Source organism: Pantoea sp. Cy-639 (genome assembly GCF_011752525.1).
GTDB lineage: Bacteria > Pseudomonadota > Gammaproteobacteria > Pseudomonadales > Pseudomonadaceae > Aquipseudomonas.
This window is the reverse complement of record NZ_VWXI01000003.1, coordinates 126,772-146,623: the sequence shown is the minus strand read 5'-3', so window position 1 is coordinate 146,623 and position 19,852 is coordinate 126,772. Positions and strand designations below refer to the sequence as shown.

15 protein-coding genes are annotated in these 19,852 nt (G+C 62.5%); 5 read left to right on the top strand and 10 right to left on the bottom strand.

Annotated elements, in window-relative coordinates:
• Position 1 precedes the first annotated feature (1 nt).
• Positions 2-715, bottom strand: coding sequence for an ABC transporter permease (locus F3J43_RS05065; protein ID WP_166883727.1), 714 nt, complete (start codon positions 713-715; stop codon positions 2-4).
• Positions 716-1,369: 654 nt separating this feature from the next.
• Here F3J43_RS05065 and F3J43_RS05060 point away from each other — a divergent pair.
• Positions 1,370-2,953 (top strand): peptide chain release factor 3, encoded by a 1,584-nt coding sequence (locus F3J43_RS05060; protein WP_166883726.1) that lies wholly within the window; start codon positions 1,370-1,372, stop codon positions 2,951-2,953.
• A gap of 120 nt (positions 2,954-3,073) precedes the next feature.
• Here F3J43_RS05060 and F3J43_RS05055 read toward each other — a convergent pair whose 3' ends face one another.
• From F3J43_RS05055 to F3J43_RS05040, 4 genes are all read right to left on the bottom strand, one after another.
• Positions 3,074-4,153 carry a polyamine ABC transporter substrate-binding protein gene (locus F3J43_RS05055; protein ID WP_166883725.1) on the bottom strand — a complete coding sequence of 360 codons (1,080 nt, stop codon included), beginning with the start codon at positions 4,151-4,153 and terminating at the stop codon, positions 3,074-3,076.
• A gap of 52 nt (positions 4,154-4,205) precedes the next feature.
• The gene (locus F3J43_RS05050; protein ID WP_166883724.1) at positions 4,206-4,547 is read right to left on the bottom strand and encodes a cupin domain-containing protein; all 342 of its coding nucleotides are present in this window, start codon (positions 4,545-4,547) and stop codon (positions 4,206-4,208) included.
• A gap of 33 nt (positions 4,548-4,580) precedes the next feature.
• Positions 4,581-5,987: an NAD(P)/FAD-dependent oxidoreductase gene (locus tag F3J43_RS05045; protein WP_166883723.1), complete on the bottom strand. Its 1,407-nt coding sequence runs from the start codon at positions 5,985-5,987 to the stop codon at positions 4,581-4,583.
• Between the two features lie 63 nt (positions 5,988-6,050).
• Positions 6,051-6,851 carry a helix-turn-helix domain-containing protein gene (locus F3J43_RS05040; RefSeq protein WP_166883722.1) on the bottom strand — a complete coding sequence of 267 codons (801 nt, stop codon included), beginning with the start codon at positions 6,849-6,851 and terminating at the stop codon, positions 6,051-6,053.
• A 51-nt stretch (positions 6,852-6,902) separates the two neighbouring features.
• Here F3J43_RS05040 and F3J43_RS05035 point away from each other — a divergent pair, with 51 nt between their 5' ends.
• From F3J43_RS05035 to F3J43_RS05020, 4 genes are all read left to right on the top strand, one after another.
• The gene (locus tag F3J43_RS05035) at positions 6,903-7,967 is read left to right on the top strand and encodes a hypothetical protein (RefSeq protein ID WP_286184343.1); all 1,065 of its coding nucleotides are present in this window, start codon (positions 6,903-6,905) and stop codon (positions 7,965-7,967) included.
• Positions 7,968-8,425: 458 nt separating this feature from the next.
• The gene (locus F3J43_RS05030; RefSeq protein ID WP_205297646.1) at positions 8,426-13,096 is read left to right on the top strand and encodes an RHS repeat-associated core domain-containing protein; all 4,671 of its coding nucleotides are present in this window, start codon (positions 8,426-8,428) and stop codon (positions 13,094-13,096) included.
• Positions 13,089-13,418 (top strand): hypothetical protein, encoded by a 330-nt coding sequence (locus F3J43_RS05025; protein ID WP_166883721.1) that lies wholly within the window; start codon positions 13,089-13,091, stop codon positions 13,416-13,418. Before F3J43_RS05030 ends, F3J43_RS05025 begins: the two co-directional genes overlap by 8 nt.
• A gap of 405 nt (positions 13,419-13,823) precedes the next feature.
• Positions 13,824-14,039: a hypothetical protein gene (locus F3J43_RS05020; protein WP_166883720.1), complete on the top strand. Its 216-nt coding sequence runs from the start codon at positions 13,824-13,826 to the stop codon at positions 14,037-14,039.
• Between the two features lie 246 nt (positions 14,040-14,285).
• On the opposite strand, the gene F3J43_RS05015 is transcribed toward F3J43_RS05020, so the two are convergent.
• From F3J43_RS05015 to F3J43_RS04995, 5 genes are all read right to left on the bottom strand, one after another.
• Positions 14,286-15,254, bottom strand: a complete 969-nt coding sequence (locus F3J43_RS05015; protein WP_166883719.1) for a peptide ABC transporter ATP-binding protein — start codon at positions 15,252-15,254, stop codon at positions 14,286-14,288.
• Positions 15,254-16,222: an ABC transporter ATP-binding protein gene (locus F3J43_RS05010; RefSeq protein ID WP_166883718.1), complete on the bottom strand. Its 969-nt coding sequence runs from the start codon at positions 16,220-16,222 to the stop codon at positions 15,254-15,256. Before F3J43_RS05010 ends, F3J43_RS05015 begins: the two co-directional genes overlap by 1 nt.
• Positions 16,223-16,232: 10 nt before the next feature.
• On the bottom strand, positions 16,233-17,159 hold the full coding sequence (locus F3J43_RS05005) for an ABC transporter permease subunit (protein ID WP_166883717.1): 927 nt from the start codon (positions 17,157-17,159) through the stop codon (positions 16,233-16,235).
• Between the two features lie 10 nt (positions 17,160-17,169).
• Positions 17,170-18,180, bottom strand: a complete 1,011-nt coding sequence (locus tag F3J43_RS05000; protein ID WP_166883716.1) for an ABC transporter permease subunit — start codon at positions 18,178-18,180, stop codon at positions 17,170-17,172.
• 76 nt (positions 18,181-18,256) lie between these two features.
• Positions 18,257-19,852, bottom strand: a complete 1,596-nt coding sequence (locus tag F3J43_RS04995) for an ABC transporter substrate-binding protein (RefSeq protein WP_166883715.1) — start codon at positions 19,850-19,852, stop codon at positions 18,257-18,259.

Below are 19,852 nucleotides of genomic sequence, written 5' to 3'. Positions count from 1 at the left end.
GTCAGTGGGCCAGGCCACGTTCCAGCCAGCGTTTGCTGGAGAAACTCACCAGCGCGTCGAGCGCCAGGGCCAGCAGCGCCGTGCAGGCGGCGCCGAGCAGTAGCTGCGGCTGGTTGTTCAGGGCGATGCCGGGGAATATCAGGCTGCCCAGGCTGTTGGCGCCAATCAGGAACGCCAGCGGCGCGGTGCCCACGTTAAGTGCCAGGGCCACGCGCACGCCGCCGACGATGATCGGCACGGCGTTGGGCAGCTCGACCTGCCACAACTGCTGGCGCGGGGTCATGCCGATGCCGGTGGCGGCTTCCTTGAGCGAGGCGGGGACGTTTTTCAAGCCTTCGTAGGTGTTGCGCACGATAGGCAGGAGGGAGGCGAGGAACAGTGCGAGGATCGCGGGACCGGCGCCGATGCCCAGGATACTGAGGGCGATGGCCAGGACGGCGAGGGGAGGGATGGTGTTGCCTACGTTGAAGAACTGCATGAAGCGCTCGGCCTTGTCGACCCTGTGCGGTCGACTCAAGGCAATGCCGGCGGGGATGCCCACGGCCAGTGCCGCCGCCATCGAAGCCAGCACCAGGATCAGGTGCGCTTGCAGGTAGAACCCAAGATCGTCGCGATAGCGGGCGATCGTGTCGATGCCGATCCAGTGGACCAGCAGGGCCAGGATGACGAGCACGGCGGCCCATCCCGACAGCCCTTTTCCGTAGCGTGCAGCCACAGGCGGACTCCTTTTTTATAGTCGGCGATCACTCCCCCGTGCGGCCGGCCATTCCTGGCGGCGGGTGGTGTGCTCGCGAGTAGCAGCCCGGTCCGCACAGAAGGCGGCGACCAGGCCATGAGCCGAACCCCGTCGGGCTCGTGAAGCAGGTGAAACCAGCCCTGAACCGAAGCGGGTTGCAGGGGAGTGGACGTCTCCGTGGGGGCAAAGGTTCCCATCTGGGGCGGCATTTGGCCAGTGCTAATCACTGGCAGGCAGGAATTTATCCGCGAAAAAAAAGCGTGAATATGACGTGGAGGCGTTGAAGTACCTGCTTTCGAGGCGATAGGGCGTTTATCGCCAGAGCGTAACGCGAAGGGGAAGGCGCGCAGTCGTGGATTGCTCCGGGAAGAAAAGATGCTGGAGGTGTTGCAAAGGCACCTGGCGGGTGAGCTTGGCAATGAAAGAGACGCTGGGATGCAGTTTGTCGAGCGCTGTCCGGGCATGCTGGAGCTGACGGTTCATTGGCCTGGAGGGCGGCGTGTCGCGTTGCCAGGGTTCGACTGAGCTGCCGCTGCGATGAGGGCGCCGCAACCGATGAGTCGGGCTTTGGCCGATCGCCCGACTTCGGGTATGATATCGCCCCTTTTTGAATCCCCAGTCAGGCGATTTCCCATGACCAACCAGGCCGCCGAAGTCGCGAAGCGCCGCACTTTCGCAATCATTTCCCACCCCGACGCCGGTAAGACCACCATCACCGAGAAACTCCTGCTGATGGGCAAGGCAATCTCCGTCGCGGGTACCGTGAAGTCGCGCAAGTCCGACCGCCACGCCACCTCCGACTGGATGGAAATGGAGAAGCAGCGCGGCATCTCCATCACCACCTCGGTGATGCAGTTCCCCTACCGCGAGCACATGATCAACCTGCTCGACACCCCCGGCCACGAAGACTTCTCCGAGGACACCTACCGCACCCTGACCGCGGTGGACTCGGCGCTGATGGTGCTCGACGGCGGCAAGGGCGTCGAGCCGCGGACCATCGCCCTGATGGACGTCTGCCGCCTGCGTGATACGCCGATCGTCAGTTTCATCAACAAACTCGACCGTGACATCCGCGACCCGATCGAACTGCTCGACGAGATCGAGGCGGTGCTGAAGATCAAGGCCGCGCCGATCACCTGGCCGATCGGTTGCTACCGCGACTTCAAGGGCGTGTACCACCTGACCGGCGACTACATCATCGTCTACACCCCGGGCCATGGCCACGAGCGTACCGAGGCCAAGATCATCCAGAAGCTGGACTCGGACGAAGCCCGTGCCCACCTGGGTGACCAGTACGATTCGTTCGTCGAGCAGCTGGAGCTGGTGCAGGGCGCCTGCCACGAGTTCGACCAGGACGAGTTCATCAACGGCCAGCTGACCCCGGTGTTCTTCGGTACCGCGCTGGGCAACTTCGGTGTCGACCATGTGCTCGACGCCGTCGTCGACTGGGCACCGCGCCCGCTGGGCCGTGTCGCCCACGAGCGGACCGTGGAACCGGTGGAAGAGAAGTTCACCGGCTTCGTGTTCAAGATCCAGGCGAACATGGACCCGAAACACCGCGACCGCATCGCCTTCATGCGCATCTGCTCGGGCAAGTACGAGAAGGGCATGAAGATGCGTCACGTGCGCTTGAACAAGGACCTGCGCATCGGCGATGCGCTGACCTTCTTCTCTTCCGAGCGCGAGCAACTGGAAGAGGCCTTTGCCGGCGACATCATCGGCCTGCACAACCATGGCACCATCCAGATCGGCGACACCTTCACCGAAGGCGAGGCGCTGGGCTTCACCGGTATCCCGCACTTCGCCCCGGAACTGTTCCGCCGCGTGCGCCTGAAGGATCCGCTGAAATCCAAGCAACTGCGCCAGGGCCTGCAGCAGTTGGCCGAAGAGGGTGCGACCCAGGTGTTCTTCCCCGAGCGCAGCAACGACATCATTCTCGGCGCGGTCGGCGTGCTGCAGTTCGATGTGGTCGCCAGCCGCTTGAAGGAAGAGTACAAGGTCGAGTGCGCCTATGAGCCGATCACCGTCTGGTCGGCGCGCTGGATCGCCTGTGACGACAAGAAGAAGCTCGAGGAATTCCAGAACAAGGCCATGGAGAACCTGGCCATCGACGGTGGCGGTCACCTGACCTACCTGGCCCCGACCCGGGTCAACCTGTCGCTGATGGAAGAGCGCTGGCCGGACATCAAGTTCCGTGCGACCCGCGAGCATCACTGAGTACTGAAGGCCCAGGCCTGATTCTGTGGAAGCGGGCTTGCCCCGCGATAGCGTCGATCCAGGCAGAGGTAATGCCTGACCGGACGCTATCGCGGGGCAAGCCCGCTCCCACGAATGTTTCTAGTTCCCGGCTTTTATGCTGGTCCAGATTCGCGTCCTGATCCGGTCGATCTTCGCCGGCATCGCCTCCAGGGCATACAGCTTGCCCATCACGTCGTCGCTCGGGTAGATCATCGTGTTGCCCTTCATCGCCGGGTCCACCAGCCCATCGGCCTGCTGGTTGCCGTTGGCGTACTGCACGAAGTTGCTGATCTGCGCCATCACTTCAGGCTGCAACAGGTAGTTCATGTAGGCATACCCGGCTTTCTCGTCGGGGGCGTCGGCCGGCATGGCGACCATGTCGAACCACATCGGCGCACCTTCCCTGGGAATCGAGTAGCCCACCTTCACCCCGTTCTTCGCTTCGTCGGCGCGGTTCTTCGCCTGCAGCACATCGCCCGAGAACCCGACCACCACGCACACGTCGCCATTGGCCAGGTCGCCGGTGTACTTCGAGGAGTGGAAGTAGCTGATGTACGGCCGCACCTTCATCAACAAGGCCTTGGCCTTGTCGTAGTCCGCCGGGTTCTGGCTGTGGTGCGGCAGGCCCAGGTAGTGCAGGGCGATCGGCAACAGCTCCGGGCCGTTATCCAGTACCGCCACGCCGCAGGCCTTGAGCTTGCCGAGGTACTCGGGCTTGAAGATCAGGTCCCAGGAGTCGACGGGGGCGTTGTCGCCGAGCACCGCCTTGACCTTGTCGATGTTGTAGCCGATGCCGGTACTACCCCACAGGTACGGGAAGCCGTACTGGTTGCCCGGGTCGTTGACCTCCAGGGCCTTGAGCAGCACCGGGTTGAGGTTCTTCCAGTTGGGCAGTTGCGCCTTGTCCAGTTTCTTCAGGGCCTTGCCCTGGATCTGCCGGGCCATGAAGTGGTTGGAGGGGAACACCACGTCATAGCCGGAGTTGCCGGTCATCAGCTTGCCGTCGAGGGTCTCGTTGCTGTCGAACACGTCGTAGGTGGGGACAATGCCGGTGGCTTGCTGGAACTGTTTCAAGGTGTCGGGGGCGATATAGCTCGACCAGTTGTAGATCTTCACCGAATCGGCGGCGCCGGCCACGCCGGCGGCGAGCATCAAGGGAGCGAGAAGGAGCGTGCGCATGTCGGGTTTACCTTGCTTTGTCTGTTGTTATCGAAGGCAGGCGATCAGCGGATCAGAAGATCAGTACGTAGGTCTTGCGCACGGTCTCCTGGATATCCCAGGTGCCGAGGCTGTTGGCCGGTAGCATCAGGGCGTCGCCGGCTTCTATGGTCAGTGGCTCGCCCCCGTCGGGGGTGAAGGTGCAGCGGCCCTTGATGAAATGGCAGAACTCCTGTTGCACGATCTGCCGCCGCCAACGGCCAGGGGTGCATTCCCAGATGCCGGTTTCGACGCCGTCGTTGCGCTCGACGCAACTGACCGAGGTGATCGCGACCGGATCGCCAAGGGGCACGGCGACCGGGGTGGAGGTGTCCAGGGGAGCGCTGTCGGTGCGCTTGAACTGGGTGATGCTCATGACCGGTGAATCCTCTGTGATGATGAAGGGAAGTCAGTGCATGAAGCCTTCCATGAAGTCGGCCAGCCCGCTGGCCAGGCGCCGCCGCCAGGGGGCGCTGGCCGGGTTGGCGAGGGTCCGGTCCTCGTTGACGAAACTCTGGATGATCGCGTTGTAGCCCAGCCAGCGGCACGGCTCGGGCGGCCAGCTGGCCAGGCTCGACAGCGGCCGGTTGTCGTGCACCCAGGGCTGGGCGGTGAGGGCGTTGTGCTGGCCGAGGATCAATGCGGCGAGGGTGCGTCCGCCAAGGTTGGTGGCGCCGACACCCTCGCCACCGTAGCCGCCGGACAGGGCGATGCCGCGTTGGCGGTCGCACAGCATGTGCGGTCGGAAGCGTCGGGCCATGCCCAGGTTGCCGCCCCAGGAGTGGGTGATGCGCACATGCTTGAGCTGCGGGAACAGCTCGCCGAACAGGTAGCGGCGCAGTTCGACTTCGTTGGCGGTGAGGGTGAAGTCCTCGCGCAGCCGGCCGCCGAAGCGGTAGCCGCCGCGGGCACCGAACACCAGGCGATCGTCGGCGCTGCGCTGGCCGTAGGTGACCTGGCGGCTGCTCTCGCTGAAGGCCTGGCCCTGGCTCAGGCCGATCTGTTCCCAGGTCGATTCCGGCAGTGGCTCGGTGGCTACCAGCAGACTTTGCACCGGCAGTTGATGACGGCCCAGTGGCGGCAGGCTGGCGGCATAGCCCTCGACGGCAGGGACAACCCACTGGCTGCGGATACGCGCCAGCGGGGTGCGCACCTCACCGGCCTGCCAGTCGGTCGCCGGGGTGTTCTCGTAGATCGGCACCCCCAGGCTTTCGACCACCCGCGCCAGGCCACGCACCAGTTTCGCCGGCTGGATGGTCGCGGTGTGTGGGCTGTGGACCGCACCGTACGGGTTGCTGATACGCAACTGCGCATCCAGTTGCTCCGGGCGTAGCCAGCGGTAGTCATCCTCGTTCATGCCCTGGCGGTACAGGTCGTCGAGCCAGGCACGCAGGCTGCGTTCCTGCTCGGGGTAGCGGGCCGCGCAATAGAGCACGCCAGCCTTGCGGTAGTCGCAGTCGATGCCTTCGCGCTGGAGCACCGCGTGGACTTCGTCGGGGATGCCGTGCAGCAGGTCGACGCTGGCACGGCGCTGTTGCGGCGAGAGTGTCGCCAGCAGACGGTCCTCGCCCAGCAGGTTGCCCATCAGCCAGCCACCGTTGCGTCCGGAGGCGCCGAAACCGGCGATGTTGGCCTCGATCAGCGCGATGTTCAGCTGCGGTGCCTGGCGCTTGAGGTAGTAGGCGGTCCACAGGCCGGTGAAGCCGGCGCCGATGATGCAGACGTCGAGGTCCAGGTCCTGGCTCAGGGCCGGGCGCGCGCTCAGCGGCTCATCGAGCTGGTCCATCCACAGGCTGATCGTGCGCAAGGGTTGCATCGGGCGGGCTCCACATCCGTCAAGGTCTGTGGGCGATCCTAGTGAAGCGTCGGGTGGGCTGTCTTACGTGCGTGCACGCAGAGAAATCTGCTTGAGGTAGGCCTTGGGCGACAGCCCGGTGTGGTTGCGAAAGCACTTGTAGAACGCCGACAGTGAATTGAAGCCGGCGTCGAATGCCAGCTCATCGATGGGCGCGGTGGCGCTGGCGTTGTCCAGCTTGGCCATCAGGTGCTGCAGGCGTGCCTGGTTGACGTAGCGGTAGAAGCTCTGGCCGAGCACCTGGTTGAGCAGGTAGGAAATCTGGTTGCGGCTGTAGCCACTGTCGTCGGCGACTTGCTGCAGGTCCAGTTCCGGGTCCAGGTAGGGGCGCTGGGCCTGGAAGTAGTGCTCCAGGTCCTGGGCCATGGTCGACAGCTGGCGTGCCGACAAGCCGAGGCGACTGGTGGCCGGGCGTGGGCCGCTGGCCTGGCTGTCCCGGGGCGTTCGGCGCAGCAGGGTGGCATATTCGTTGATGCGCCAGATCAGGCCGTCCTTGACGGTGATGGCTTCGCTGGACTGGAAGGCGACCAGTCCGTCGCCGCCTTGTACCGTGACCTGGTACTGGATGAACGCGGTGCAGCCATCGACGCGGATGCGGTCGCAGTGGACGATGTCTTCGCCGGCCTGGTGGGGCAGGCTGGCACGCACGTAGTCACGTAGCTCGTCGTAGCCGAGCACGCGGTTCTGGAAGTAGTCGTGGTACTGGATGTCCGGGTGATAGAGCGCCATCACCCCGTCCAGGTCGCGATGCTTCCAGCACAGGTGGTAGCGCATGACGGTGTCGGCGGTCAGGGGCGTCTGGGCGGGGCTGTCGGGGAGCGTCATGGTCGAATCATGCCTCGGCCCCGGATCGCCTTCAAGAATGCAGAACACCTGATGCAGATCGGCGATTCGCGCATTTTGCACGGTCGCAACCTTGCACCGAAAGCTAACCCATTGATTTTCAATGGAGACATTTTTTGTCACAACTGGCATGGCCGCTGCAAAGGTTACCGCGCGAATGGAATTCTCGCTAACAACCTTTCTAAAGGCGAACACATCATGATCCCCTCTGCCGACTACCCCGTTGTCGATACCCAAAGCCGCTCAGGCGTGTCCTGGGCGGCGATCTTCGCTGGCGCCGCCGCTGCCGCTGCCTTGTCCCTGATCCTCGTGGTCCTGGGGGCGGGGTTGGGCTTTGCAGCCACTTCACCCTGGGCTGACGAGGGGGCGAGTGCGAAAGCGCTGGGCATTTCCACCATCGTCTGGCTGCTGCTCACACAGATCATCGCCTCCGGCCTTGGCGGTTACCTCGCCGGCCGGCTGCGCGTGAAGTGGGCCAACCTGCATGGTGACGAAGTGTATTTCCGCGATACCGCGCATGGCTTCCTGTCCTGGGCGGTAGCGACCCTGGTCGCGGCCATGCTGGTGCTGGGCGCCGCGGGCAATCTGGTCGGCGTGGGCACCAGTGCGGCGTCGCAGGCAGCGACCGTGACAGCCGCCGCAGGGGGCGCTGCAGCTGCTGACAAGAACAGCAACTCGATGGGGTATTTCGTCGACAGCCTGTTCCGTGGCGAGGGGCCTGCACCGGTCAGCGAAGATGCGGCCAACGGTGTAGCGGCGCGCATTCTGGCCAAGGGCATTGCCAGTGACGGTGCCCTGCCAGCCGAGGATCGGGCTTATCTGGCGCAACTGGTGGCACAGCGCACCCGCCTGACACAGCCGGAGGCCGAGGCGCGTGTCGACCAGGTGATGGCGCAGGTGCAGCAGCTGAAAGTGGATGCCAAGCAAGCGGCCGACAAAGCGGCCAAGGTGGCGGCGTGGACCGCCCTGTGGACCTTCGTCGCGCTGTTGTGCGGCGCGTTCTTCGCCAGCCTTGCAGCGCTGTACGGTGGCCGTCGCCGCGACCATGTGCAGTGGCTGGAAGGGGAATACGTGACTCACCGTACCGTTCAACGTTAAGCCAGGAGAACCGACATGCGCTCATTACTGCTGTGGATGCTTGGGGTACCGATTCCCGTGATCATCCTGATTGCACTGTTCATGCACTGAAATACCGGGGCCGCTTTGCGGCCCTTCGCGGGCTTGCCCCGCGAACACGGGCGTAGCCCGTGCCATCCCACGCGCCATCTGGAGCGCGTCTGAAGAATTTTCCTGCGCAAGCTGTCCCCTCGCGTCCTACATGCACGGGCAACTCTTTCCCCTAGGTTGTGGCCATCTGCTAGCAGCCACTGAATGAACGTACACGCACTAACCGCATGGATGCCGGGTAGTTGCCGCTGCATGAAACCTACAAAAGTCCAGGCACGACATTGTCTTGCCGCGCTCCCGAGGAGGACACGGATGTTTGCCGCCGCAAACCAGCCCCACTTCAGCTTTTACACCCGCATCCCGACCCAGCACCCGAGCGAGGTGCTGGCATGACCGACGAAACCAAGCCGCGCGAACCGCAAGTCGCCATAGCCCCCCTCAACACCATCGACAGCAAGGACGTCGGCCGCGGCGCCGCCGCCTTCGACGCCTGGCTGCAATCGGTCAGCAGCGGCTATGTCACCCTCGAACGCATCAAGACCGTGGCCGGCGCCTTGCCCGTGGTGGGCAACATCATGGCCCTGGTCGATGCCCTGGGCGATGTGGTCACCCTGGTCAAGAGCAAGAACCGCCAGGTGCTCGACTGGGTGAGCCTGGGCATCAACCTGATCGGCGTGCTGCCGGCACCACCGACCATGGCGGCGGCGCGCATGAGCCTGCGGCCGACGTTGTTCCTGGTGCGCCAGGAGCTGCGCAACAGCACCAGGATGCTGCTGGGGGATTCGCTGATCACCGTCCTGATGGGGCATCTCAATGCAACCATCGCTGGCACCCTCGATGACTTCGTGATCCAGGCCCAGCCGAAGATTGCTGGCATCCTCAAGGATGCGGGTGACCTCGGTATCAAGATGACTGACGAGATCGCCGGTGGCCTGGAGAAAGTCGTGCTGGGCCAGCTCGACGCCAAGGGCGACCAAGCAGCGGTGAGCCGGCAGATGGCGGCGGCGGGCGACCAGTTGCTCAACAACCCTAAAGCCGCGATCAGCAACTTCTTCGGTGCAGTGCATAGTGCCTACAAGGCGGCAGGTAAGGGGCTGGCCAACAGCGTTACCAGCAACCTGCTGCCCGACGAGATCAAGAAGACCGTGCTGGCCAACACCGGACAGCTGCGTGCGCTGAGTGGGGAAATGGCCACCCAGTTGAACAAGCTGGCGGACCCTGCAATGCAAATGAGCATCGGCTGGATGCTGACAGTGCTTGATGGGGTGGTGAAGGGCTATCGCAAGCGCAACAGGCATGGGCAGCCCGCCGTTGCCAAGCCAGACAAAGTGACCCGGGTGGAGCGCGAGCAGAGCAGGGGAGAACTGGCTGTCAGCCAGTCCCAGGCCAAGGCTCAAGGGACCTCCAGCCCGCTCATAGACGGCTGCCCGAAAGGCCCCAAGGCGAAATCGGACTTCAGTATCGACTTCGCCCTCGGTTCCGAATTCCTCATCCACACCGACTTCAGTTTGCCTGGCGCCTTCCCTCTGGAATGGCAGCGTGTCTACCACTCGCGCTTGGCCGAGTACGACCAGGGCAACCTGGGCGCCCGCTGGGTGACCGAGTTCACGACCTGCATCGATGTGGTCGGCAAGGGCCTGCTGTTCCATGACTTCGACGGTCGCAGCCACGCCTTCGAGCTGCCGAAAGTGGACAAGGCGCTGTTCAATGGCATTGAAGACCTGCTGCTGGTGCGCAGCCGTGAAAACGAGCTGGTCATCTGCCGTGGCTTCAACCGCAAGGAGCACTACCTGCGGGTTGGCGAGCGCTATTACCTGCACAAGATCACCCTGGAGACTGGCGCCGGCTGCATGCTGCATTACGAGCATCGTCACAATGATCGCCCCGTGCTGTCGGACATCGTCACCTACCTCGGCGATGTGAAAAATGTGCATCGCCACCTCGGCACCCTGATCGACGAGCATGGCCATATCGCCGGCCTGTGGGAAATGCGCGATGGCCAGCCCGTTCGCCAGCTGTGCGCCTACCACTACGACGAGCAGGGCGACCTGATCGCTGCCCAGGATGAATACGGTGCCGCCTGGCACTACCAGTATCAGCATCACCTGGTCACCCGTTACACCGACCGCACCGGCCGCGGCATGAACCTGAAGTGGGAAGGCAGCAGCGCTCACGCCAAGGCCATCCGCGAGTGGGCCGACGACGGCAGTTTCGACACCCGCCTGGAGTGGGACGAGCACATCCGCCTGACCTACGTCACTGACGCCCACGGCCAGGAGACCTGGTACTACTACGACATCCTCGGTTACCTGTACCGCATCCGCCATCCGGACGAGCGTTCGGAGTGGATCTTTCGCGACGAGCGCAAGCACATCGTGCGCCACGTGCACGCCGACGGTAGCGAAGACCGCTACGACTTCGACGACCAAGGCAGTGTGATCCGCCATATCCGCCCGGACCATAGCCAGACGAACTTCGCCTACGACGGTCGCCGTCACCTGATCAAGATGCGTGACGCCGAGGGCGGCTTGTGGCTGCGTGATTACGACCAGAAGGGCAATCTGGTCGAGACCGTCGACCCATTGGGCAACAAGACCGAATATGCCTACACGCCTTCGGGCCTCGTCAAGGCGATCAAGGATGCCAACGGCAACGAGAAAAAGCTGGCGTACAACGCAGCGGATCAACTGATCGAGTACAGCGACTGCTCGGGCAAGATCAGCCAGTGGGTCTATGACGATTTCGGCCATCTGGTGGCGTTCATCGATGCCGCTGGCAACAAGACGGCCTATGAACACAAGGCCGGCCAACTGTCGAAGATCACTCATCCGGACAACACCGAAGAGCGCTTCGAACGCGATGCCGAAGGCCGCCTGCTGGCCCACGTCGATGCGCTGGATCGCTGCACTACCTGGAGCTACAACGTCGCCGGCATGCTGGTCGAACGCATGGACGCCAGCGAACGGACCCTGCGCTACCGCTGGGACAAGCTGGGTCGCCTGATCGGGCTGGAGAACCAGAACGACAGCAAGGCCACCTTCCTCTACGACCCCTTGGGGCGCCTGCTGGAAGAGAAAGGCTTCGACGGCTTGGTGACGCGCTATCGCTACGACCCGAACACCGGTCGCCTGGCCAGCACGTATGTGGGCCAACGCTGCATGGACTTCTCCTTCGATGCCGTGGGCCGCCTGACGTCACGCGTGGCCGCCCTGGGAGACCAGCGCCAGGAAGAGACCTTTGCCTATGACGGCAACGGCAAGCTGATCCAGGCGGTCAACGCCGAAAGCAAGCTGCAATGGTTCTTCGATGAGGCGGGCAACCTGACTCGCGAGCATCAGTACTACCTGAAGACCGATGTACCGATGGTCGCGGTGTGGAAGCATGAATACGACGCGCTGAACCTGCGCACGTCCACCATTCGCCCCGACGGCCACAAGGTCAGCACGCTCACCTACGGCAGCGGTCATGTGCTGGGCATGACCCTCGACCAGCATGAGCTGTTGGCCTTCGAGCGCGATGACCTGCACCGCGAAGTGGTGCGGCATCAGGGCAACAAGCTGATGCAGACCCAGGCCTGGGACCCGGCAGGGCGCCTGCAGGAGCAATTGCTGGGCAGCCATGATGGCACGTCCACGATGCTCAAGCGTCAGTATCAATACGATGCTGTGGGCCAACTGACCGATATCCAGGACAGCCGCCGTGGTCATCTGGCCTATCAGTACGACCCGGTTGGCCGCCTGCTGCAAGCCACCAGCCGTTTGGGCGTCGAGACGTTTGACTTCGATCCGGCGGGTAACCTTCTCGACGAGAAGACCCAAGAGCTCAACCGTCCGCTGGAAAGCGACCCGCGCCGTAACAAGCTGATGGACAACCTGCTGCGCGAGTACGCCGGGACCCACTACAAGTACGACGAACGCGGCAACCTGATCCATCGCCTGCACAACGGCGCGCATGCCCAATTCACCTGGGATCTGTTCGACCGTCTGGTCAGCTACAACGACGACAAGCTCAAAGTCGATTACAGCTACGACGCCTTGGGTCGGCGCTTACAGAAGGCGTCCGTCGCACATTTCTGGGACAGGCCCGAAGCCGGCACGGGTTGGAACCAGATGCAGCGTGCCAAGCGCCAGCGTGAGCTCGGTTGTGGCTTCACCCTTTTCGGTTGGGATGGCGATAACCTCGCCTGGGAAAGCTCCCCGCCGCAGGATGAAGGCGATACCGGGCGCACGGTGCACTACCTGTACGAGCCGGGCAGCTTTGTGCCGGTTGTCCAGGCGCTGCGCAAGGAACCGATTCGTTTGCTGCGCCAGCCGGACTGGCGTGGTCGCGAATACGACATAGACCAGGACCCGCTGTGGCTACACGAGGTCAAGCCGCTTCCGATTGATGCGATTGCCTGGTACCAGTGCGATCACCTCGGCACACCGATGGAGTTCACCGACCACAACGGTGAGGCAGCGTGGGTTGCGCTGTACAAGGCCTGGGGTGAAATGCGCGAGGCACGGTCGGAATGGGCCAAGCAGGTCGGGATGACCAACCCGATTCGATTCCAGGGTCAATACCACGAACATGAGACAGGGCTGCATTACAACCGCTATCGGTACTATGATCCGAAGGTTGGGCGGTTTGTCAGCCAGGATCCTATCAGCTATCTGGGCGGCTTCAACCTCTATCAGTATGTGCCGAACCCGACTGATTGGATTGATCCGTGGGGGTTGGAGCGGATCAAGAACGCGGTTGAGGGAGATCGTCGTCACCAGGAATTTAATGCAGAGATTAAAACGAAGCATCCGAATGCGACGATACAAAGTGAGTGCTACTTGCGAGATGCGAGCGGGAAATCTGCCAAAGATCCAAAAACAGGTGAGCGGCGTAGGGTTGATACAGCTGTTATTGAAAATGGGCAGGCAACGACTTACGAAGTGACGAGCTTGACTGCATCTAAGATTGAGCAGCAACAGAAAGAAAGTCGAATTCTCGGAAAAGGTGGGACGTTTGTTAAAGATAGGTCTACTGGGGAGCTGGGTTGTCTAAAGTCGAAAGGAGGTTGTGATGACTGATGATTATCCCGTTTGGGATATAGATATGCTAGTGGCGTCGTATGAAAGTGCTCCGGATTGGCAAAAGAGCATAAAAATTGCGATGGAAAGCCTGTTCGTTTTTCTCGAGCGTAATAATTTGTTGACATGCCGAGTTACAGATGAGGATGGGCGGGTAGTGAAACGAATTATTATGAATAGTGAGATAACTGAAGAGGGCAATAAACTGGTTGATGGGCCAAGGAGTGCTGTGCATAGGTGGGCCAAGTCAAAAAAAATAATTAATGACCCTACCAATCTCAGCTTGCTAGAAAAAGCGTTAGCTGAGATAAGAAAAGTTTAACGACTAAGGAAGGCAGCCTATTGTGGTTGTAATCAATATGTGGTTCGCTTTTCTGAATTGCGCATACTTTCTCAGGGCCGTCAGTTGGAAAGCGCCCGGCGTCGTAACAACCTACTGCGCGAGTATACCGGTGTCCATTAATCCAGAGTGAGTGTTACTTGCGCGGATCTGACAGAAGGTCGGTTGTCGATACTGATGTGAAAGAACGCCGGTGTGCGGATATTGTAGTGATTGAAAGTAGGCAGGCCACTGCGTATGAGGTTGCCAGCATGGCCGCTGACAAACAGGCGCATATTTAGAAAGGAATTAGGATTAGAGCCAAAGGTGGAACGTTTGTGAAAGACAGGGCCACAGGGGATCTGGTGACAGTTGTCGGGATTTCTGAACTTGTGAGGAGGCCGTAATATGGATGATTATATTCTTTGGAATGTAGATGAAATAGTTGGTGCCTACTCAGAAATGCCAGCGTGGCAGCTGCGTGCAGAGGAAGGTTTTCGATATCTTTTCAAATTTCTACAAGATAATGGATTGGTTGTGTGTGAGCTGGTTGATGACAAGCTCTCTTTCATCAATAGAACCGTAAAGATCAGCGAGGTGACGGATGAGGGCAGAAATTGGTAAGCGGTGCACGGTGAGACAACCTTGGGGAAAGGTCGCTATACGGAAAAATATTATGAAGATAACAATGTCAGGATGAGCGTAGAGTCGTAGGAGCTAAGAGAGAAATGCATGCGTGGCAGCACTGAAATACCGGGGCCGCTTTGCGGCCCTTCGCGGGTAAACCCGCTCCCACAGGGACTGCACAGATTTCGAATGCTGCGCAAGACCTGTGGGAGCGGGTTTACCCGCGAAGAAGCTCACGCCGATCTAGAGGAACTGCTCGGCATAATGGCAAGCCACCTGCCGGGTACTCACCTGACGCAACGCCGGCACCTCCGTGGCACAGCGCTCTGTCGCATGCGGGCAACGTTTGTGAAACGCACACCCATCCGGTGGATTCAGTGGGTTGGGCAGCTCACCGGCAATGCGGATCTTCGGCTTCAGCGGGTCCGGGTGAATCGCCGGTGTCGCCGACAGCAGCGCTTGGGTATAGGGGTGCAGCGGCTTCTCGTAGATATCCTCCTTCGGCCCCATCTCCGCAGGGCGCCCCAGGTACATCACCAGCACCTGGTCGGCCACATGGCGCACCACCGCCAGGTTGTGGGAGATGAACACGTAGGCGGTGTTGAACTCCTTCTGCAGGTCCATGAACAGGTTCAGCACCTGGGCCTGGATCGACACGTCCAGCGCCGAAGTCGGTTCGTCCGCCACCAGCACCTTGGGTTGCAGCATCATCGCCCGGGCCAGGGCGATGCGCTGACGCTGACCGCCGGAGAACATGTGCGGATAACGCTGGTAGTGCTCGGGGCGCAGGCCCACCTGCTCCATCATCTTCTGCACTTTCTCGCGGCGCTCGGCCTTGCTCAGCGAAGTGTTGATCAGCAGCGGCTCGGCCAGTTGGTCGCCGATCTTCTGCCGTGGATTGAGCGAGGCGTAGGGGCTCTGGAACACCATCTGCACGTCGCGGCGCAACTGCTTGCGCTGCTCCTTGCTGGCGCCCTTGACCTCATGGCCGGCGATTTGCAGCGAGCCGGAGGACGGGTCCTCGATCAGGGTCAGGGCGCGGGCCAGGGTGGACTTGCCACAGCCGGACTCGCCCACCACGGCCAGGGTCTTGCCGGCCTCCAGTTCGAACGACACGCCGTTGAGCGCACGGACCAGCGCGTGGCCCTTGAACAGGCCGCGGGAGACTTCGTAGTGGCGGGTCAGCTCGCGGGCGGAAAGAACGACGGCCATCACGCCACCTCCTGGTTCAGCGGATAGAAGCAACGCACCAGGCTGTGAGCCTGCGGGTCGAGGGTTGGACGCTGCCGGCGGCAGCTCTCCTGCACATAGGGGCAGCGTGGCGACAGCAGGCAGCCCTGCGGCCGGTCATAGCGGCCGGGGACGATGCCGGGCAGGGTGGCCAGGCGCTCGGCGCCGATGCTGTGCTCGGGAATCGCCGCCAGCAGCGCTTCGCTGTAGGGATGGGCAGGAATGTCGAACAACTCCGGCACCTGGCCCACTTCGACGGCCTGGCCGGCATACATCACGCACACACGCTTGGCGGTTTCGGCGACCACGGCCAGGTCGTGGGTGATCAGGATGAGCGCCATGTTGCGCTCCTTCTGCAGGTTGACCAGCAGTTCCATGATCTGCGCCTGGATGGTCACGTCCAGCGCGGTGGTCGGTTCGTCGGCGATCAGCAGCTTGGGCTCGCCGGCGATGGCCATGGCGATCGCCACGCGCTGGCTCATGCCACCGGACAACTGGTGCGGATAGGCGTCCAGGCGGCTTTCGGCGGCCGGGATCTCGACCTTCTTCAGCAGCTCCAGCGCGCGCTGGCGCGCGGCCTTGCCCTTGAGACCAAGGTGCTGGCGCAGCACCTCCTCGATCTGGTAGCCGACGGTATAGCTGGGGTTGAGCGCGGTCATCGGGTCCTGGAAGACCATGGCGATGTCCTTGCCCACCACTTTGCGCCGTTGCCGGCCGCTGAGCTTGAGCATGTCGGTGCCGTCGAAGTTGAGCGCATCGGCGGTGATGCGTCCGGGCGCATCGATCAGGCCCATCAGGGCCATCATGGTGACTGACTTGCCGGAGCCGGATTCGCCGACGATGGCGAGGATCTCGCCGGCGTCCACCGCCAGGTCCAGGCCATCGACCACGGGTACCGCGTTGGCGTCGCCGAAGCGCACGTTCAGGTTGTTGATCTGCAACAGTGACATGGCGATCTCCTCAGGCGGCATTCTTGAGTTTCGGGTCCAGCGCGTCGCGCAGTCCGTCACCCATCAGGTTGATTGCCAGCACACTGAGCAAAATGGTCAGGCCGGGCAGGCTCACCACCCACCAGGCGCGTTCGATGTAGTCGCGGGCCGAGGCCAGCATGGTGCCCCACTCCGGGGTCGGCGGTTGCACGCCGAGGCCGAGGAAGCCCAGGGCCGCGGCATCGAGAATCGCCGAGGAGAAGCTCAAGGTGGCCTGGACGATCAGCGGCGCCATGCAGTTGGGCAGCACGGTGATGAACATCAGCCGTGGCAGGCTGGCACCGGCGAGGCGCGCGGCGGTCACGTAGTCGCGGTTCAGCTCGCCCATCACCGCGGCGCGGGTCAGGCGTACGTACGACGGCAGCGAGACGATGGCGATGGCGATCACCGTGTTGATCAGGCCTGGGCCGAGGATGGCGACGATGGCGACGGCCAGCAGCAGCGAAGGCAGCGCCAGCATCACGTCCATCAGGCGCATGATCGAGGGGCCGATGAGCCGTGGGAAGAAGCCGGCGAGCAGGCCGAGGAAGATACCGGGGATCAGCGATATCACCACCGACGACAGGCCGATCAGCATCGACAGGCGTGCGCCCTGAATCAAGCGGGAAAGCAGGTCGCGGCCCAGTTCGTCAGTGCCGAGGATGAACTGCCAGGTGCCACCTTCCAGCCACGCCGGCGGGGTGAGCAGGAAATCGCGGTATTGCTCGCTGGGGTTGTGCGGCGTGATCCACGGGGCGAACAAGGCGCAGAACACCACCAGGCACATGAACAGCAGGCCCACGACTGCGCCTTTGTTGCGCGAGAAGGCCTGCCAGAACTCTTTGTACGGCGAAGGGTAGAGCAAACTTTGGTCAACCGCGCTGGACGGGGTGACTGACTTCGGGATCGGGCTGGTCATGATGGAATCCTCAGCGCTGATGGCGAATGCGTGGGTTGACCAGGCCGTAGAGGATGTCCACGACGAAGTTGACCAGGATCACCATGCAGGCGATCAACAGGATGCCGTTCTGCACCACGGGGTAGTCGCGTGCACCGATGGCTTCGATCAGCCATTTGCCGATGCCCGGCCAGGAGAAGATGGTTTCGGTGAGCACGGCGCCGGCCAGCAACGTGCCGACCTGCAGGCCGACCACCGTGAGCACCGGGATCAGCGCGTTGCGCAGGCCATGGATGAAGATCACACGGGCGGGCGAAAGGCCCTTGGCGCGGGCGGTACGGATGTAGTCCTCGCGCAGCACTTCGAGCATCGACGAGCGGGTCATGCGGGCGATCACCGCCAGCGGGATGGTGCCCAGGACGATGGCCGGCAGGATGAGGTGCTTCAGCGCGTCCTTGAATGCCCCTTCCTCATCGCTGAGCAGGCTGTCGATGAGCATGAAGCCGGTCTTCGGCTCGATATCCATGAGCGCGTCGATGCGCCCGGTGACAGGGGTCCAGCCCAGGCTCACGGAGAAGAACATGATCAGGATCAGGCCCCACCAGAAGATGGGCATTGAATAGCCCGCCAACGAGATGCCCATCACCCCGTGGTCGAACAGCGAGCCACGCTTGAGCGCGGCGATCACGCCGGCCAGCAGGCCGACGACGCCGGCGAACAGCAGGGCGGCCATGGACAGTTCGAGGGTGGCCGGGAACAGCGTGGAGAATTCGCCCCAGACACTTTCACGCGAGCGCAGCGACTCGCCGAGGTCACCGTGGGCGAGCTTGCCGATGTAGTCCAGGTACTGGACCGGCAAGGGTTTGTTCAGGCCTAGGCGCTCCATGGCCTGGGCGTGCATTTCGGGGTCGACCCTGCGTTCGCCCATCATCACTTCCACCGGGTCGCCGGGGATCAGGCGTATGAGCGCGAAGGTCAGCAGGGTGATGCCGAAGAAGGTCGGAATCAACAAGCCCAGGCGCCGGGCAATAAAACTCAACATTTTCGTGGGTACCTCATCCAGCCGGTAAAGGCAGTGCCGCCGGCTCCCGTGCAGGCTGCCGGCGGTCGTTGTTGTTCTACTTCACCTTGGTGGTGGCGAAGTTGTTGTTGGTCAGTGGGTTGATCACATACCCCTCCACGTTCTCGCGCATGGCGGTGAACATCTTCGGGTGGGCCATGCTGATCCAGGGCTGGTCCTCATCGTACACCGCCAAAGCCTCGTTATAGAGCTTGGCGCGCTCGTCGTTGTCGATCACCTCGCGGGCCCGGGTGATCAGGTCCTGGAATTTCGGGTTGCACCAGCGTGCGTAGTTCTCGCCGCTCTTTGCCGCATCGCAGCTGAGCATGGGAGTGAGGAAGTTGTCCGGGTCGCCGTTGTCGCCGGCCCAGCCCGCCGAGACCAGGTCGGCCTCGCCCTTCTTGGCGCGACGCAGCATTTCGGCCCACTCCATCACGCGGATGTCGAGCTTGATGCCGATCTTGGCGAGGTCGGACTGCAGCATTTCGGCGGACAGGCGCGGGTTGGGGTTGGTCGGGCCGCCGCCGTTGCGGGTGAACAGGGTGATCACCGTGCCTTCCGGCACGCCGGCTTCCTTGAGCAGGGCGCGGGCCTTGTCCAGGTCATGGGGCGGGTTCTTGTTGTCGGTGTTGTAGCCGATCAGGGTCGGCGGATAGGGGTTGACCCCGACCAGGGCATTGCCCTTGCCGAACAGCTGGTCGACGTGGGTCTGGCGGTCGAAGGCCATGTCGATCGCCTTGCGCACGCGCACGTCGCTCAGGTACTTGTGCTCGGTGTTCATCGAGATGTAGGCGGTGACCAGCGCCTCGATCTCGGCGACCTTGAGCTTGGGATCGGTCTTGATGCCCGGTACGTCGTCAGGCTTGGGGTACAGGGCGATCTGGCATTCATTGGCGCGCAGCTTCTGCAGGCGCACGTTGCTGTCGGTGGCGATGACGAAGATCAGCCCGTCGCTCGGCGGCTTGCCGCGGAAGTAGTCCGGGTTGGGCTTGTAGCGGACCTGGGCATCCTTGCTGTAGCGCTGGAACACGAACGGCCCGGTGCCGATCGGCTTGCTGTTGAGGTCGCCGGTCTTGCCAGCCTTGAGCAACTGGTCGCCGTATTCGGCGGAGTAGATCGAGGTGAAGGCCATGGCCAGGTCGCGCAGGAAGGGCGCCTCGGGCCGATTGAGGGTGATCACCACGGTGTGGTCGTCGGTCTTTTCCACCGACTTGAGCAGTTCCTTGAAGGCCATGCTCTCGAAATAGGGGTAGCCGATGCTGGTCTTGTCGTGCCAGGGGTGATCCGGCCGAAGCTGGCGATTGAGACTCCACAGCACGTCGTCGGCGTTGAAGTCGCGAGTCGGGGTGAAATAGTCGGTGGTGTGGAACTTGACCCCTTCACGCAGGTGGAAGGTGTAGACCCGCCCGTCCGGGCTGATGTCCCAGCGCTCGGCCAGGGCCGGCTGGATCTCGGTGGTCCCGGGCTTGAAGTCGACCAGGCGATTGAAGAGGGCCTCGGCCGAGGCATCGGCGGTGACGGCGGTGGTGTACTGGACGGTGTCGAAGCCTTCCGGGCTTGCCTCGGTGCACACCACCAGTGGCTTGGCCGCCAGGTTCGACGCTGCGCCCAGGATGACCGCTGCCAGGGCAGCGCGTAGCGGTAACGATTTCAT

Coding starts and splice junctions, on each gene's coding strand:
- F3J43_RS05005 (WP_166883717.1), bottom strand. CDS start 17,159: ATGACCAGCCCGATCCCGAAGTCAGTCACCCCGTCCAGCGCGGTTGAC.
- F3J43_RS05055 (WP_166883725.1), bottom strand. CDS start 4,153: ATGCGCACGCTCCTTCTCGCTCCCTTGATGCTCGCCGCCGGCGTGGCC.
- F3J43_RS05010 (WP_166883718.1), bottom strand. CDS start 16,222: ATGTCACTGTTGCAGATCAACAACCTGAACGTGCGCTTCGGCGACGCC.
- F3J43_RS05025 (WP_166883721.1), top strand. CDS start 13,089: ATGACTGATGATTATCCCGTTTGGGATATAGATATGCTAGTGGCGTCG.
- F3J43_RS05015 (WP_166883719.1), bottom strand. CDS start 15,254: ATGGCCGTCGTTCTTTCCGCCCGCGAGCTGACCCGCCACTACGAAGTC.
- F3J43_RS04995 (WP_166883715.1), bottom strand. CDS start 19,852: ATGAAATCGTTACCGCTACGCGCTGCCCTGGCAGCGGTCATCCTGGGC.
- F3J43_RS05035 (WP_286184343.1), top strand. CDS start 6,903: ATGCAGATCGGCGATTCGCGCATTTTGCACGGTCGCAACCTTGCACCG.
- F3J43_RS05040 (WP_166883722.1), bottom strand. CDS start 6,851: ATGACGCTCCCCGACAGCCCCGCCCAGACGCCCCTGACCGCCGACACC.
- F3J43_RS05060 (WP_166883726.1), top strand. CDS start 1,370: ATGACCAACCAGGCCGCCGAAGTCGCGAAGCGCCGCACTTTCGCAATC.
- F3J43_RS05045 (WP_166883723.1), bottom strand. CDS start 5,987: ATGCAACCCTTGCGCACGATCAGCCTGTGGATGGACCAGCTCGATGAG.
- F3J43_RS05020 (WP_166883720.1), top strand. CDS start 13,824: ATGGATGATTATATTCTTTGGAATGTAGATGAAATAGTTGGTGCCTAC.
- F3J43_RS05030 (WP_205297646.1), top strand. CDS start 8,426: ATGACCGACGAAACCAAGCCGCGCGAACCGCAAGTCGCCATAGCCCCC.
- F3J43_RS05000 (WP_166883716.1), bottom strand. CDS start 18,180: ATGTTGAGTTTTATTGCCCGGCGCCTGGGCTTGTTGATTCCGACCTTC.
- F3J43_RS05050 (WP_166883724.1), bottom strand. CDS start 4,547: ATGAGCATCACCCAGTTCAAGCGCACCGACAGCGCTCCCCTGGACACC.